The sequence below is a fragment of the Novosphingobium sp. 9 genome (assembly GCF_025340265.1).
In the GTDB taxonomy this organism is placed as follows: Bacteria; Pseudomonadota; Alphaproteobacteria; order Sphingomonadales; family Sphingomonadaceae; genus Novosphingobium.
In genome coordinates this window covers 367953-381488 of sequence record NZ_CP022708.1, presented here as the reverse complement: position 1 = coordinate 381488, position 13536 = coordinate 367953, and the positions used below count along the sequence as shown (strand labels likewise).

General features: G+C 58.3%; 12 protein-coding genes and 1 pseudogene. 5 read left to right on the top strand and 8 right to left on the bottom strand.

Annotation, left to right across the window (positions count from 1 at the left end; translation table 11 throughout):
• Nucleotides 1-60: 60 nt before the first annotated feature.
• Nucleotides 61-171: pseudogene (locus tag CI805_RS16410) on the top strand (NAD(P)-dependent dehydrogenase); the annotation flags it as partial.
• Here the strand turns inward: CI805_RS16410 and treY are convergent.
• The 4 genes from treY to CI805_RS16390 form a co-directional block, all read right to left on the bottom strand.
• Nucleotides 120-2432: a malto-oligosyltrehalose synthase gene (gene treY, locus CI805_RS16405; protein WP_313958590.1), complete on the bottom strand. Its 2313-nt coding sequence runs from the start codon at nucleotides 2430-2432 to the stop codon at nucleotides 120-122. The pseudogene CI805_RS16410 and the gene treY overlap by 52 nt on opposite strands.
• Nucleotides 2432-4375, bottom strand: a complete 1944-nt coding sequence (gene treZ, locus CI805_RS16400; protein ID WP_260929268.1) for a malto-oligosyltrehalose trehalohydrolase — start codon at nucleotides 4373-4375, stop codon at nucleotides 2432-2434. Before treZ ends, treY begins: the two co-directional genes overlap by 1 nt.
• A 150-nt stretch (nucleotides 4376-4525) precedes the next feature.
• A complete protein-coding gene (locus CI805_RS16395) occupies nucleotides 4526-4804 on the bottom strand; it encodes a hypothetical protein (RefSeq protein ID WP_260929267.1) in 279 nt (92 codons plus the stop codon).
• 279 nt (nucleotides 4805-5083) lie between these two features.
• Complete coding sequence (locus tag CI805_RS16390) at nucleotides 5084-5971, bottom strand: transporter (RefSeq protein ID WP_260929266.1); 888 nt, start codon at nucleotides 5969-5971, stop codon at nucleotides 5084-5086.
• 288 nt (nucleotides 5972-6259) lie between these two features.
• On the opposite strand from CI805_RS16390, the gene CI805_RS16385 reads away from it, so the two are divergent.
• Nucleotides 6260-6466: a hypothetical protein gene (locus CI805_RS16385; protein ID WP_260929265.1), complete on the top strand. Its 207-nt coding sequence runs from the start codon at nucleotides 6260-6262 to the stop codon at nucleotides 6464-6466.
• A 247-nt stretch (nucleotides 6467-6713) separates the two neighbouring features.
• Here CI805_RS16385 and CI805_RS16380 read toward each other — a convergent pair whose 3' ends face one another.
• From CI805_RS16380 to CI805_RS16370, 3 genes are read right to left on the bottom strand one after another with little or no spacing between them, the layout of a single operon-like run.
• Nucleotides 6714-6893 carry a hypothetical protein gene (locus CI805_RS16380; protein WP_260929264.1) on the bottom strand — a complete coding sequence of 60 codons (180 nt, stop codon included), beginning with the start codon at nucleotides 6891-6893 and terminating at the stop codon, nucleotides 6714-6716.
• Nucleotides 6890-7225 carry a DUF1543 domain-containing protein gene (locus tag CI805_RS16375; RefSeq protein ID WP_260929262.1) on the bottom strand — a complete coding sequence of 112 codons (336 nt, stop codon included), beginning with the start codon at nucleotides 7223-7225 and terminating at the stop codon, nucleotides 6890-6892. The genes CI805_RS16380 and CI805_RS16375 overlap by 4 nt, the downstream gene beginning before the upstream one ends.
• Nucleotides 7225-8892 carry an FAD/NAD(P)-binding protein gene (locus tag CI805_RS16370; RefSeq protein ID WP_260929261.1) on the bottom strand — a complete coding sequence of 556 codons (1668 nt, stop codon included), beginning with the start codon at nucleotides 8890-8892 and terminating at the stop codon, nucleotides 7225-7227. Before CI805_RS16370 ends, CI805_RS16375 begins: the two co-directional genes overlap by 1 nt.
• 166 nt (nucleotides 8893-9058) lie before the next feature.
• Here CI805_RS16370 and CI805_RS16365 point away from each other — a divergent pair, with 166 nt between their 5' ends.
• The 3 genes from CI805_RS16365 (at nucleotide 9059) to CI805_RS16355 (ending at nucleotide 12333) form a co-directional block, all read left to right on the top strand.
• Nucleotides 9059-9226, top strand: coding sequence for a DUF1328 domain-containing protein (locus CI805_RS16365; RefSeq protein WP_260929259.1), 168 nt, complete (start codon nucleotides 9059-9061; stop codon nucleotides 9224-9226).
• A gap of 433 nt (nucleotides 9227-9659) precedes the next feature.
• Nucleotides 9660-10910 carry a putative DNA modification/repair radical SAM protein gene (locus tag CI805_RS16360; RefSeq protein ID WP_260929257.1) on the top strand — a complete coding sequence of 417 codons (1251 nt, stop codon included), beginning with the start codon at nucleotides 9660-9662 and terminating at the stop codon, nucleotides 10908-10910.
• A gap of 16 nt (nucleotides 10911-10926) precedes the next feature.
• Nucleotides 10927-12333: a UdgX family uracil-DNA binding protein gene (locus CI805_RS16355; protein ID WP_260929256.1), complete on the top strand. Its 1407-nt coding sequence runs from the start codon at nucleotides 10927-10929 to the stop codon at nucleotides 12331-12333.
• A 237-nt stretch (nucleotides 12334-12570) separates the two neighbouring features.
• Here the strand turns inward: CI805_RS16355 and CI805_RS16350 are convergent, their stop codons facing one another.
• Nucleotides 12571-13353, bottom strand: a complete 783-nt coding sequence (locus CI805_RS16350; RefSeq protein ID WP_260929254.1) for a transglutaminase-like domain-containing protein — start codon at nucleotides 13351-13353, stop codon at nucleotides 12571-12573.
• Nucleotides 13354-13536: the final 183 nt, after the last annotated feature.

Sequence of the window (13536 nt, the reverse complement as noted above, 5' to 3'; positions counted from 1 at the left end):
GGTCAATTCTCAGCGGTAATTTATACGCGCCCCGGGTCACTTCTCAGTGGCAATCAACACCCTGGCCAACCTGTCGAAATCGCACCGGTGTATGTGCTCCTGGCCTCGCAAGAAGGCAGTTACATCACCGGCGAGGTATTTGGGGTGACAGGGGGCGCTGGCATTGCCTGATCCGTACTGCGCCCCTCATTCGTACACATTGCCGGGCGCGGAATGAATATAGTTTCCTGTCGACCATCCAGCCGCCTGGTTACGATCCAGTGCTGGGTGGTCTCCTCCAGCCTGTAATCGCCACGCACAAACAGTTCCGGATCGCGACCGCGCCTGGCAAGCAGATGGCGAGTTAATGCCAGCTTTCTCCCACAAATCGAGGTTTCGTCTTGGCAAAAGGCTTCGATTGCATGGAAATCGACTGACCGGCGATTATCAGGGTCCGTCAGCGCGACGTGGAGCACTTCGCTTCCTCGATAGATATCCGGCACCCCCGGGGCAGTCATTTGGAATGCGACCTGTGCCAGTATGATCGCCTCTCGCACCGTGTCGAAATCGAGCTCTTGCTCGCGAGACCACAGAACATGATCATCGAGATCGCGAAGGAAACCTCGAGATAGCTGCCCAGCGATCTTTTCCAGCTTCTCTTGTGGCACCTCATGAGAGGATAATACCTTTCCTTCACGAAGTGCCTTGGCAAGATGCCCGTCAATACGTGCGCCAGCATTATCGGCGCCACGCATGACAAGCGCTGTCTGCATGGCATATAGGCCAACATGCGAAGGCAAGTTCATCGCTTCTGCTTCGCTACGCGCCGCGCGATACAGTTCCTGTGCCAGCGTCGGCCTCCAAGCCAGAGCAATCAGCGCGGCCCGGGCATCTGCACTGCGCTTTGTATCGTGGGTCGATAGGGTCGAAAGCCCCAGCGGTGTCTGATCTGCCCGCTTTTGCATCGCGCGCTCAAAGGCAATCGGCTCGAGGACACCAAGATCGGGCTCTAACCCCACTTCGCAAAAGGCAAGGCATGCCACTGCGCGAAAGAAAACGGTGTCCTCTTCCGATTTCGCGGTGAGCGCCCCTGTCAATTGCTCGAAGCGCGTCGCGAAGGCTCGTGATAACGTATCGTCCGGCGCGTGAAGGAGGTCAGCCAGCAAAGTGGCGCCATGTCCTTGGGCCTTGGCCAACGCCGCTTGCGGACCTGGCTCAAGCGGGCATCCATCCGCTGCATAGGAGCGATAGACCGGCCAATCGCATGCAAGCGAATCCAAGGCATCGGCAAGAACTGCATCGTCGTGTCGTGCGGCCTGGCCTGCGCTATCTGCCGCATCCGATGCCAAGGCCGTGCGCGCCGCCTGCAACACGCGCGCGCGCTCAGGGGCAAACGTGTCCTGAAGCAATCGGCCACGCACGTTGCGCACTTCATCCGACACGTCAGCAGGCACCGCGCCATTTGCCGCCTCGTGCAGTGCCGCCAACCCTGTGGCTGGCATCAGCAATCGCGTGAGCGGAGCGAGAAATTCATAGCCGCTCATCCCCGCAACCGGCCATCGCGGCAATGCCTCGTCAGCTTTCACGATCTTCTCTATCCATATCGGCATGGGCGTCGAGCTGATGGCATCGAGCGCGGCACGCAGGCGATTAAGATAGTTGCCGGGTCGCGCCAGACCGTCGACATGGTCCACCCTTACGCCCTGGACATGCCCGGCAGCGACCTGCTCGAATAACCAGCGGTGCGTCAGATCGAACACCACCGGATCTTCCTGGCGCACACCGATGAGGCCGGAGATATTGAAGAACCGACGATGGATGATTTGCCCGGCACTGTCCCTCCAGTGCCCCACGCTCCAGTGCTGCTGGGCCAGCAGTTTCTCCAGCCCATCAGCATCGAGCGCTCTTTCTCCCGAGGCCAATGCCGCAGCCAAGGATGTCGGGTTCAGCGGGTAGATCTCATCATAGATTTTCAACGCAGGCAGTTCGCCGGTGCCAGAGATTGCGAGGGCTTCCCCCTCGAGCAAATCCACCGTCGGGCGATCAAGCACAGGAAAATGCAGACGTCCACGATCCCAGTCGATATCGAACATTTTTGCATGTTCGCTATCAGGCCCATACCGAAGGATGTCCGCTACGAAAGGGTTCTGTGGCGAAAAGGCCTGATGGTTGGGGACAATATCCAAAATCAACCCGACCCCAGCCTGTCGTGCCGCAACGGCAAGCGCGGCGAATGCTGTCTCTCCGCCCAGCTCCGGGTCCACACGTGTGGGGTCAGTGACATCGTACCCATGCGACGAGCCCCTGACAGCGGCCATCAGGGGCGACAGATAGAGGTGACTGACACCCAGAGCATTGAGCCAGGGCAGCAATTTTTGCGCAGCCAAAAGATCCACCCCATCACGCAATTGCAAGCGATAGGTCGCGACAGGAGCCGATATCATTTCGGGCATCACAAGGTCTCCCCGGTATGGCGTGAACTGACAGCAAACGACAACGCAAACGGGCTCTCGGGGTCTTCAAGGGTCAGCACGCTGTGTTCAAATGGCACGAACTCTTCGCTTCCCCCGCCAAGCTTGGCGCGAAGTGCGATGCGAGCACCGCCGAAGTCCCACAAAGCCTCGATCGTCGCACCTTCCCGGGCGACGTCGCAGACGGGTTGCGTATTGCTGCGCAACAAAGGTGCGACATGTGAGGCACGCAGCTTGAGCAACCTTGTCAGGAACGCTTCGTGCATCCGTTGCTCCTCGCGTGAGGGCAAACCGATGCGGGAGGCTTCGAATGTGGCCACCTCCAGCGGATCCGGCACCTGACCGCCGAACGAGGAGAATTGCGCAAATTCCTCGGCTCGCCCGCTGCGCACGGCATCCGCCAGATCACCGGAAAAATCGCAGAAATACAGGAAAGGCGCATCCGTCAAGAATTCGTCGCCCATGAACAGCATTGGCACGAAAGGCGACAACAAGGTCAGGCCATAAGCGACCTTGAGCCCGTGCCGGCCGACTGGCGTGGGATCGACAAGATGGTGCAGACGCTCGCCCCACGCGCGATTGCCGATCTGGTCGTGGTTTCCCAGAAAATTGACGAATGCGGTGCGTGGCAATGTCCCCGACGGCTCGCCGCGCCGATCTGCAGCAGGATTTTCAAAAGCCTGCTGTTGCGCATGCTCGCTGCGAACCTGCCCCTGTTCGACATAGCCGTCTCGCAAGGCGATCTCGATATCTCCCACCGGATCGCGGGCATAAGGCGCATAGTACCCTTCATCTTCGCCAGTAAGCAAGCAGTGCACGGCATGATGCCAGTCGTCATTCCAGGTGCCATCGAACGGCGCATCGGGCGTAAAATATCGCACCGTGTTGCGCTCATCTTCGGTGACCAGATGGATTTGGCGCCCCCATTCCCGGGCCCGAATGCATTGCCCCAACTCATCGAGAAAATGCACAGGACTGCGGTCATCAATGGCGTGCACGGCGTCAAGGCGCAAACCGTCGAAACCGTAGTCCTCGAGCCAGGCGAGCGCACTATCGATGAAAAAGGCTCGGACGGCAGGAATTTCCCACGCGATCCCCTCTCCCCACGTCGAACTGCGCCCGACATGGAAGAACGATGGACACCAGGAGGCCAGATAATTGCCTGATGGTCCCAGGTGATTGTGCACCACATCCAGCAGCACACCCATGCCCAACCCATGCGCTGTAGCGACAAAGGCCCGCAAATCCTGCGGCGTTCCATAAGCGTTGTGCAGACACCACGGCAGCACGCCGTCATATCCCCACCCGCGCTGGCCATCAAACTGCGCCAATGGCATCAGTTCCACGAACGTGATGCCCAGCGACTTGAGGCGCGGCAACTCGTGCATCGCGGCACACAGCGTACCCGCTTCGGTAAAGGTGCCTACGTGCATTTCGTAGATCACCGCGTCTGCCCAGTTCAATCCTTGCCAGGTGCGATCAGGCCAGGTGAATTCACGCACGTCCATCAGGCGCGAGGCGCCATGAACATCGCCGGATTGTATACGAGAGGCGGGATCAGGATACTCGCGACCATCGATCAGCCATCGATATGCCGTCGACGGAGAGGCCTGCGCCTCAACCTGCCACCAGCCCGCACCTGTACGTGAGGCCTGTAACGCTTCTCCTGCCAGTTCCAGCCAAACGTCAGAAACGTCAGGCCCCCAGATGGCGAATGCCCACGATCCATCTGCCTTATGCGTTGCTCCCCAGCGAAGACTACCGGCCATCTTGGCATCGTTTGAAACAGCAGGAGATGTCATGCGAGCGCCCTTGCTCGGCGAGGCAAACGGCCGAACGTCGTCATTCGCGCAATGCGCAAGGAGCAAGGTCGTTCCCGACAGATCAAGGATCTGAGTGGTGCGAATCAGACGATCGAAATTCAATGCAAAGCGCGCGCAAAGACCATACAGACTGGCGCCCCGGTTACCTGGCCTGGCTCGACGGCGCGCGGGTCGCCGGCAGCCGACAAGCGACCGCACAGCGCTTCGCATGATCGGGAAGTCGGCTTTGACGCTACAACCTAAACCGAGAGATCAATCCTCGGTGGGGATCTGGGAATTTTCAGATTTGTGGGTTCCGTCTCGAGGCAGGCCGGAAAAAACACCCTTTGCGTGCAAAGCTTCGGTCGCTCGGGCATCATCTTGCGCCCGGCCGGGATCTTTACCGGCACCGCCCGGAGCACGCGCCTTGCCCTCCGATCGGCCCGGTCTTTTATGCTGCTGTTCCCCTCCGGACGAAGGCTGAGCCGATTCATCGGTATGGGAAGTCATGTCCATGCGCTCCGTTTTCGAAAAGCAGGCCAGATCAGCCATGTCTGTGCCGGGTGGCGGACTGGCAAGCAGACAGCTTTTTTGACCCACCCGACCCCGAATGCTGAAGACGGTGGATCGGTTGCATTTCCTATCATCGCCTTTCGACGATCCGCGTCCGTGCGCGGCTTGCCTGCGGTGGCATGTTGAAAAGACCATGTCGCGGCGCGAACTACTCCCGCCGCATGGCCACATGCAGAGCGACCCTCACCTTTTTTCCGCTAATCGTGCGGTGATGGAACACGTGGACGCCGCTTGTGATAATCCACTGCGAGACGCGCGCTAGAACTTGCGGCTGATACCGAAGGCAATTTGCACATCAGGCGTATTGTCGTTCAGCCCTGCAGTCGTCTGGAAATCGACTTGCGACACGGTGTCCAAACGCCAGGCAAGCGACACAGCGGCTTGTGCCAGTGTAGAAGCCTCTTGCGGGTCCTGATCCTGCATGATTTCGATTTCGGGAGACAGGCGCAAGGTGTCGGTAACGCTGAACTGAAGTCCCGCCGCTGCTCCGAATGCAAGATGGCGCCCATGGCGATCTTCATCGACTGCCGCCTGGATCTGCGGCGACAGCGCGACTGTGACCAGATCGCCGAATTTGTAGCTCAATGGCACCGTCAGGCCGGCACTCCAGTCCCCGTCACCGACGCCGTGGGTCGCTGACGGCAAGACAACATACGGCAAGATGCCGGCAGCCAGCCCCGGTGCCTTTTCCTGAGGATGAAGCAGGTTCTGCTTGAGCCCCAATGTCACATCGCCAATGCCGCTTGCGTGCTGCGAAACCCCGCTGGAAAAATCGGTGACGCTATCGCGTGTATAGGCCGTCCAGCTCATCTGGACCTCGGTAGATCGTCCTAGCCCGTACCGTGCCTGGATTTCCCCGAGATCAAGCGTCTCGTCCTTTTCCTGCGCCGTTCGATCACGCTCCCATGTAGCAAGCCCTATTTCGACTTGTAGATGGCCGGGATCGACCGTGCAGGCGGCTGTCGTCAGCCCCGGCCGCTCGGTACAAAGTTCTCGAAGCGTGCTGGCTTCCTGGCTGCTTCCATCCTGAGCACAGGCACTGTCGGCGCATACCGCCGTCAGCAGCGAGAACGACAATACGATAAACCTGCGCATGGCACACCACTTCCCCCAATTTCCGGTGAAAGCCAAAACCTTGAACGCCAAGCTACGTTCCAGATCAAAAGGAATAGAAGGTCGACCGGAACCTCGACGCCCAGGGGGCGTGCATGCCCGCGTTATCCACGAGGGTACCATCGCAGCGCCTAGTGCATCGAAAGCATCCGCAGGGCGCCATGCTCGATCGACTATCTGATAGAAATGGGTGACGCGGGCCTGAGAGCCCGGAACAAGAAACAAGACGAAAGATACGGACGTCCGAATTTGGCACTTGATGTCAGCGATACCTTGGAACCTTACGCCGTGGGCCCACTTCTTCCAGCGAAGGAGAATCATATGATCGGCAAGATTATCGGCGCCATCGCAGGCAAGCATATTTCACAAGATGCCAATGGCGGCTCCGGCATCGGCGGTGCTCTTCTGGGGGTTGGCGCAGCCACCGTGATTCGTCGCCTGGGTCCAGTCGGACTGGTGGCAGCGGCCGTTGGTGGGTACGCCCTCAAAAAGCATCAGGAAAAGCGGCGCGGAAACACCCCGCTCTGAAGCTGGTCTGCCTCTTGGACTGGCAATTGAAGACAATCGGCCGGATCATCGCTGTTGCGCCATCCGGCCTATTGTTTTGCACCTGACCACCTCTGCGCAGCTCGGGCGCGGGAGGCCTCCGGGATTGGGCAAAACGTTCTGCTCAATGCCCTTTTCCCCTTTCAACTGGTCGCAGCCGCCGAACAATCTCGAATTGATCGTCCCTCCTGCTACGATCAGCACGAGCAACCAGCTTTCCATCTGTTCCTCAGGAGTTTTTCCTGATCGGGATATATTGGCAAGTGAACTCCGGTTCTCTGTTCATCCCTGCCGGCGTCAGATGGATGAACAGGCTTGCGTCAGTCGGGAGCTCGCTCAAGCAAAAGGCGTGCTCGGCCTCATAGAGGTCGTCCTTATGAGGATCGATCCAATGGCGGACGAGTTTCATGGCGCGCCACTTAGCCTTGGCTTCGGTTTCCGCAACGACGAAAACGTTTCTGTGTCGCTCCGAGAAGTCCCCGGCTCATATCCGCCGAGGTTTACGAAGAAGAGTTTTTCGCTTCCTTGATACGGCTGCTCCTTGAGCGAAACATCATATCCGTCGGCATGGGTCACCTCTGCCCAGCAGTCGATGTGAAGGCTGCGCGGCACGCCCCACCATTGCTGGCGTAAAGTAGCGTAGGTTTCTGCGAGAGAGTTTGCGACGACGAAACGCACGTCATGGACTTCGACATTGGCCCCGGGAAACTCCCCGCCGATGTAGATTGCGAACAGCTTCATTATGCGGCCGCTCCCAGATTGTTGCTCAGTGCTGCAGCGTCAGACGCCAGAGCCGCTGCCAGCCGGGGGGCTACAATTTTCCCCATCTCGCACGAGCTCGTGATCCCCTGAATGAAAGGATGCCGCCCCATGATGAACGGCAAACTTAGGCAGAACAGCTGATCTTCCGGTATCGCAAGGGAGATGGGATGGAATTCGTCGTCGATCACGATACCTCGCGAAGGACATGGCGCATCCGGATCGGCGACATCGCGGATGATCCCCTGTTCACATAACCCGGAGAACGGGAAATCATCAGCGGCCAGCGCCCGCTGGCCGGTCGCCTCGATAAAGGCCGGGAATTGGATCGACTGCCCGCCCACATGCAGGATGACGCCACCTTCGGAAGAATGCGTGTCGAGGTGGTATTCCTCGCCGACAGCCAGCACATCCAACTTGCCGGCTCGATGCAATGCCAGCATCCGCTCGATGGATTCATGTGGGACCGTTGCATAATCATCGACAAAGATGGTCTTGAAGCAGGAGGAGAACCGGCCGAAATCCTCATCACTGAGATGCGGCACGATATCCTCGATCACCTCGTGCATGCGCAGGATAGCGTAGCGCCAGGCGACGGTGTGCTGAACGGCATAGTTGGCCCTGGCTTCCTCGAGGTTCGCCTGCGCCCATTCGAAAGGATCGCTGGCCATGCGCTCTGCGAAATAGGCGTCGCAGAACCCGTCCATGTCGAGCTCTTCCAGTCCGACCTTTTTGGCGTAGGAAGGATCGGCATGGACCAGTTCCCGTTTGAACAGGGAAAAAGTCTTCTCCAACAGGTTGCCGCTGTCCCGCTCGATCAGTTTCGCGATCGCATCACGGGTACAGATCGAGAGCGGCTCGTAGGGTATGGGAAAATAGAAGTCGGCTTCCGGCAGCAGCCCTTTGCGCGACAGCATCGTCATGCGGAAATCGCGCGTGTCAGCCCCCGCGACATAACGCAACACCCCGTCCTCCCCCCTCATGAAATCGCCGTGGCCGAGCGCCAGGGCCACGGCAGCATCGATCGCGGTGAGTGACGAGCCGCGAATGCCGACATGACACGGCGCGATCTTCGCGATCCTGGATGCGGGCCATGGGCTGATAAAGTAGCCCGGGCACACTTCCGGTTCGGCCGGCCACTGATGACCGGTCGCCAGCACGACATGATCGAAGCTTTCCGTGAACACACCACCACGCGGTGGCCGAACGCTCAACGTCAGGCCGTCGCTGGTACTGACCGCATCCAGCACGTCGCAGCGAGTCTGGACCGTAACCCGAATTCCCATGGCGCCCGCACGATCGAGAATGGCCTGGAACTGCTCGTGAAAATATTCGCCAAGCACCACCCGCGGGAAGAATGTACGATCGTTGATTTCATCGCGCGAGATGTGCAATTTTTTCAGGCGCTCATCGTCTTGCCGGGCCAGCCATGCGACAAGCGGCTCCTCCAGTGCCGGGATTTCGACGCTCGCAATGTTCGACAGCATGGCCGGGTCATTCCAGCCGGGACGATATGGCGTTCCACGCCCGATGCTGGCCTGCTTTTCGAAGATCGTCAGTGCAAATGGCGGCGGTGCCTGATCGAGCAGAGCATGCAGGGTATAGATGGCTGTCGGCCCCGCGCCGACAAATGCAAGGGAGCGGTTCATGCCCTGAAAAATGCCTGGACCGACCGTTTGGCTCCCACTGATAGCTTATCAGCCAGCCATAACCTGCACTGTGGCGAATGGGGAACATAACCCCGCGCAACGGGTTTATAGATGCGAACTCGCCGAAACAGGTCGGCGCAGTGAAACTATCTAAGGGAGAGGCCTCATGCTTCGCTGGGCCATTATTTTCGCCGTAGTAGCCGTTATCGCAGCACTGCTGGGGTTTGGCGGCGTCGCAGGCCTTTCTGCAGGCCTTGCCAAGGTATTCTTGCTTGTAGCCGCCGTCATTCTGATTGCCGGTTTCTTCTTTGGTCGGGGTAAGCGCATTCCCTAAAGCGCCATCTTCAAGGCATCCCGATAGCGAAGTCCGCAAGCCGCCGATGTGAAAATATCGGCCATGGTTTGCGGACTTTCTCTTTGAAATCGGCTCATACCCTCGGTCGAGAGAAGCACTTGGATTACATCCTCCGCCAAGCCCGCTGCTGGTGCCTTCTGCTCCAGGCCAGCATCAGGATCATTGTTGCAGACAAGATGGCACCTCTTGCAAAATAGAAGCGGGATTTGAGGGCTTGGCCGCACGCAACAGGGTCGATTTCCAGCGCGGCACCTGACGAAGCGCAAGCGTTCAAGGCCGGGTATGGATCCCTCAAGAATCAGAACAAACAAAGAACAAAAATTCTTGAAATCAGCGAGCGATGGCTTATCGTCATCCTCCGGCAGCCTGACAATCGCGCCGAACTTGATCTGACCCGCGAAGGTTACGTCTCATGGCGCAGCTAAATACGACCGAAAAACTCACGATCCTTGCCGACGCAGCAAAGTACGATGCATCGTGCTCCTCCTCGGGCGCCAGAAAACGCGATTCGAGAGGCGGCAAGGGCATCGGCTCGACATTAGCCGGCGGGGGGATTTGCCATGCTTACGCACCAGACGGACGCTGCATCAGCCTGCTCAAGATCTTGCTGACGAACAGCTGCATCTTCGACTGCTATTATTGCATCAATCGAAAATCGTCCAACGTGCGCCGCGCGCGCTTCACGGCCAAGGAGGTCGTCGACCTCACACTCGACTTTTACGCTCGCAACTATATCGAGGGATTATTCCTGTCGTCGGGCATAATCAACACGCCCAACTATACCATGGAGCAGATCGTCGAGGTTGCGCGAAGCCTGCGTAATGATCACGACTTCCGGGGTTATATTCACCTCAAGACCATACCCGATGCTGATCCCGAATTGATCAGGAAAGCGGGGTTTTATGCCGACCGGGTATCGATCAATGTCGAACTGCCGACAACCAGCGGATTGCAACGACTTGCGCCGGAGAAATCCGAAAAGCGGATTGAAGGCGCGATGAGGGATATGCGTTCTGCCATTGAGGAGGGAACCGACGCAAAGAAGCGTTTCCGGTCTGCCCCCTCCTTTGCGCCCAGTGGACAATCGACCCAGATGATCGTCGGGGCCGATGCAGCGACCGACCGTGACATCGTGGCCCGCGCTTCGACGCTCTATGATCGCTTCGCACTGCGGCGGGTCTATTATTCAGCCTTCAGTCCAATCCCCGACGCAAGCGCGGTACTGCCGCTACAGCGCCCGCCCTTGATGCGCGAACATCGCCTGTATCAATCGGATTGGATGATCCGTTTCTACGATTATACGGTGGAAGAAGTGGCCGCGGCCGCCGATCCGGCAACGGGAATGCTGCCGCTCGACATAGACCCGAAATTGGCCTGGGCGCTGAAGTTCAGAGGCATTTTTCCCGTCGATGTAAACCGGGCGCCGAAGGAAATGCTGCTGCGCATTCCCGGCCTTGGTCCAAAGGCGGTCAGTTCGATCCTCACGGCACGGCGCTGGCGAACGCTGACACTGCAAGACATCGGCCGGATGACCGTGTCCCTCAAGAAATTGCGTCCGTTCATTGTTGCGGCTGACTGGCGTCCGGTAAAACTGGCCGACAGTGCCGATCTGCGCCCACTGATAAAGCCCAGGACGGTCCAACTCGAACTCTTTGCCTCGTGAAAGGTCAAGCGGCGCCATGCGGGTAGTCCAGCTTGAAGCCGAAGATGATTTCGATGGCTGGCGTGCAGCCGCACGCGCGCTGGCGGCAGCACGCATACCCGCGCAGGAAGTTCTGTGGCAGATCGGCGGCCAGCGTGCTGACTTGTTCGGCGATGCGCCCATCACGATAGAGCCGATGACGAGCGACCCGGCACCATCCTTGAGGGTCTCCAGGGATTTCGTTCATCTGGCGAGCCGGGCAATATTGCACAGCGATCCTGAGCGCTTTTCGCTGCTCTATGCCTTGCTCCTGCGCTGTCTCGATTACCCTCAGGTCCTGCGTGACCGCGCCGATCGACAGATGCGGCGTGTGCTGGACCTCGATCAGACGATCCGCCGTGACATGCACAAAATGCGCGCTTTCATCCGCTTTCGCGAGGTCCCCGAGGGTAACGATAGGCGCTTCGTCGCCTGGTTCGAGCCTGAACACCACATCGTGCGTGCCAATGCGCCTTTTTTTGTCGGCCGCTTCGCAAACATGCGCTGGTCGATCCTGACGCCGAGAGGTTCGATCCACTGGGACACCGTCTCCCTTGCCGAAGGACCTGCGGCCCAACGCGGCGATGCGCCCGGCGACGATCCCGTCGAAGGAATCTGGAAGGCCTATTATGCGGCAATCTTCAATCCCGCGCGGTTGATGACGAACGCGATGATCAAGGAGATGCCCAAGAAATACTGGAAGAACATGCCGGAGACCGCATTGATCCCGGAAATGATCGCCGGTGCCCGCAAACGCGAACTTGGGATGATTGACCAGGCCCGCGCCGTTCCCGGCAAAGCGCATGGCTCTGCGACGATCTCGCTCTTGCGCGATGAGGCAGCCTCCTGCCGCCGCTGTCCCTTGTGGGGACCGGCAACGCAAACCGTCTTCGGTGAAGGGCCGCATGATGCCCAGGTCATGGTCGTGGGGGAGCAGCCGGGCGATCAGGAAGATCAGGCCGGACGCGCCTTTGTCGGTCCGGCAGGCGAAGTCTTCGATCGCGCTCTTGCGGCAGTCGGCATCGACCGGGCGCATCTCTATGTCACCAATGCCGTGAAGCACTTCAAGTTCGAGCCACGCGGAAAAAGGCGCCTGCACGCCAGACCCAATGCGGGCGAGGTCGATGCCTGCCGCTGGTGGGTGGATCAGGAACGCGCGTTGGTTCGCCCGAAACTGGTAATCGCGATGGGCGCAACTGCCGCGCGCGCCCTCACTGGACGCACGATTACCATAGGGCAGGTGCGCGGGACCGCTATCGAACTTGGCGATGGCACGCCTTGCTGGGTTACGGTTCATCCCAGCTATCTCCTGCGACTACCATCCCACACAGACGCTGCTGCAGAGTTCGATCGCTACGTGGCCGACCTTCAGGCTGCCTTCGCCAGTCTGGAAGCCGTTACGTGATGACACTTCCACTCGCCCTCTTCCGCCTGATTTGGAAATGACGGACCGTCGCCGCGTGCCTGTAATTTTTGGTCCTAATCTCCCCGAAGAAGGCTCTCCGGTGCTCTTTGTGCCATTCAGGCCATCGCGCGAGCTCGCAGTAGATCCAAGCTCGCACAGCTATACATTGACCTTTTGATGAATTTAAGACAACATCAATATAACAAATAATTATATAAAACACTCAAAAAAATATATTCAAACTTTAATCGATCTGACTTCGATATTTTGCGATAGCATTTCGATTTTTCCGTATCCAGTCAAGAATGAGACGTCGGCAGCATCACGCCCCACCCCGATCTTGGCGATGCGATCCGGCGTTGTCATGTCTGTGGCATCCACCATGTGCCAGGCACCGTCGAGAAATACTTCGGCAACGGCATGAAAGTCCTCTGGCTCGACACCAAGACCATAGACACTTGCAAAACGCGCAGGGATGCCACTGGCTCTCACCATTGCGATCATTAAATGCGCGTAATCACGGCACACGCCCTTACGACTTTTGAATGTGTCCATCGCTGTGGTGAAAGCGTCGCTGGAACCCGATTTATATGTTAAGCGTGCCGCTATATAGTCGCGAATGGCGGTGACACGCGCCCCGCCTTCAAGGCCGCCAAATTCACTTTGAACGATATCGCCGAACGTATCGGAGGAACAATATCGCGACGGCATCATGTAATCGACTGTTTCTCCCGGCAAAAGGTGCGGCAGCACGGCCGGTAGATTAACAATGTCGGCTATTGTTCGATTAATCTGAACCACCGCTTCATAGCGAAGCTCCAGCGGAAAACCTGTTCGCAACCAAATTCGCTCACCAATGCCCGACTGCGCTGGCACCCGGGCGAAATGATCAGCTGGAGGAAGTTCGATATGGGCATGAACCACGCTCTGTTCGGGTATCATCGCAACCTCGAGTTGAAGCAAGATATCGACGGGTTCCGAAACCGCGTAATCCAAAGCAGTAGTGATCGCGAGTTGCATGCGGAAAACGCCCTGTTCAACCGCTCGGCAAGGCCGCCGAGCCTGACGTCAGCTTAATGCCGCTCCCTCAAGCAAGGATCCGCAACAGAGACAATTTATGCCCGGCGATCCCAATAAAGATGCTTTTGTAAAAAAATAGTCGCATTGGGCGTTCGATATAAAATCGAGGGCGAATACTCACCC

What these genes read in the sequence shown, in the direction of transcription:
- CI805_RS16380 (WP_260929264.1), bottom strand. Translation starts at nt 6,893, where the DNA reads ATGAAACTCGTCCGCCATTGGATCGATCCTCATAAGGACGACCTCTAT.
- CI805_RS16395 (WP_260929267.1), bottom strand. Translation starts at nt 4,804, where the DNA reads ATGGCTGATCTGGCCTGCTTTTCGAAAACGGAGCGCATGGACATGACT.
- CI805_RS16365 (WP_260929259.1), top strand. Translation starts at nt 9,059, where the DNA reads ATGCTTCGCTGGGCCATTATTTTCGCCGTAGTAGCCGTTATCGCAGCA.
- CI805_RS16375 (WP_260929262.1), bottom strand. Translation starts at nt 7,225, where the DNA reads ATGAAGCTGTTCGCAATCTACATCGGCGGGGAGTTTCCCGGGGCCAAT.
- CI805_RS16370 (WP_260929261.1), bottom strand. Translation starts at nt 8,892, where the DNA reads ATGAACCGCTCCCTTGCATTTGTCGGCGCGGGGCCGACAGCCATCTAT.
- treY (WP_313958590.1), bottom strand. Translation starts at nt 2,432, where the DNA reads ATGCCCGAAATGATATCGGCTCCTGTCGCGACCTATCGCTTGCAATTG.
- CI805_RS16355 (WP_260929256.1), top strand. Translation starts at nt 10,927, where the DNA reads ATGCGGGTAGTCCAGCTTGAAGCCGAAGATGATTTCGATGGCTGGCGT.
- CI805_RS16350 (WP_260929254.1), bottom strand. Translation starts at nt 13,353, where the DNA reads ATGCAACTCGCGATCACTACTGCTTTGGATTACGCGGTTTCGGAACCC.
- CI805_RS16360 (WP_260929257.1), top strand. Translation starts at nt 9,660, where the DNA reads ATGGCGCAGCTAAATACGACCGAAAAACTCACGATCCTTGCCGACGCA.
- CI805_RS16385 (WP_260929265.1), top strand. Translation starts at nt 6,260, where the DNA reads ATGATCGGCAAGATTATCGGCGCCATCGCAGGCAAGCATATTTCACAA.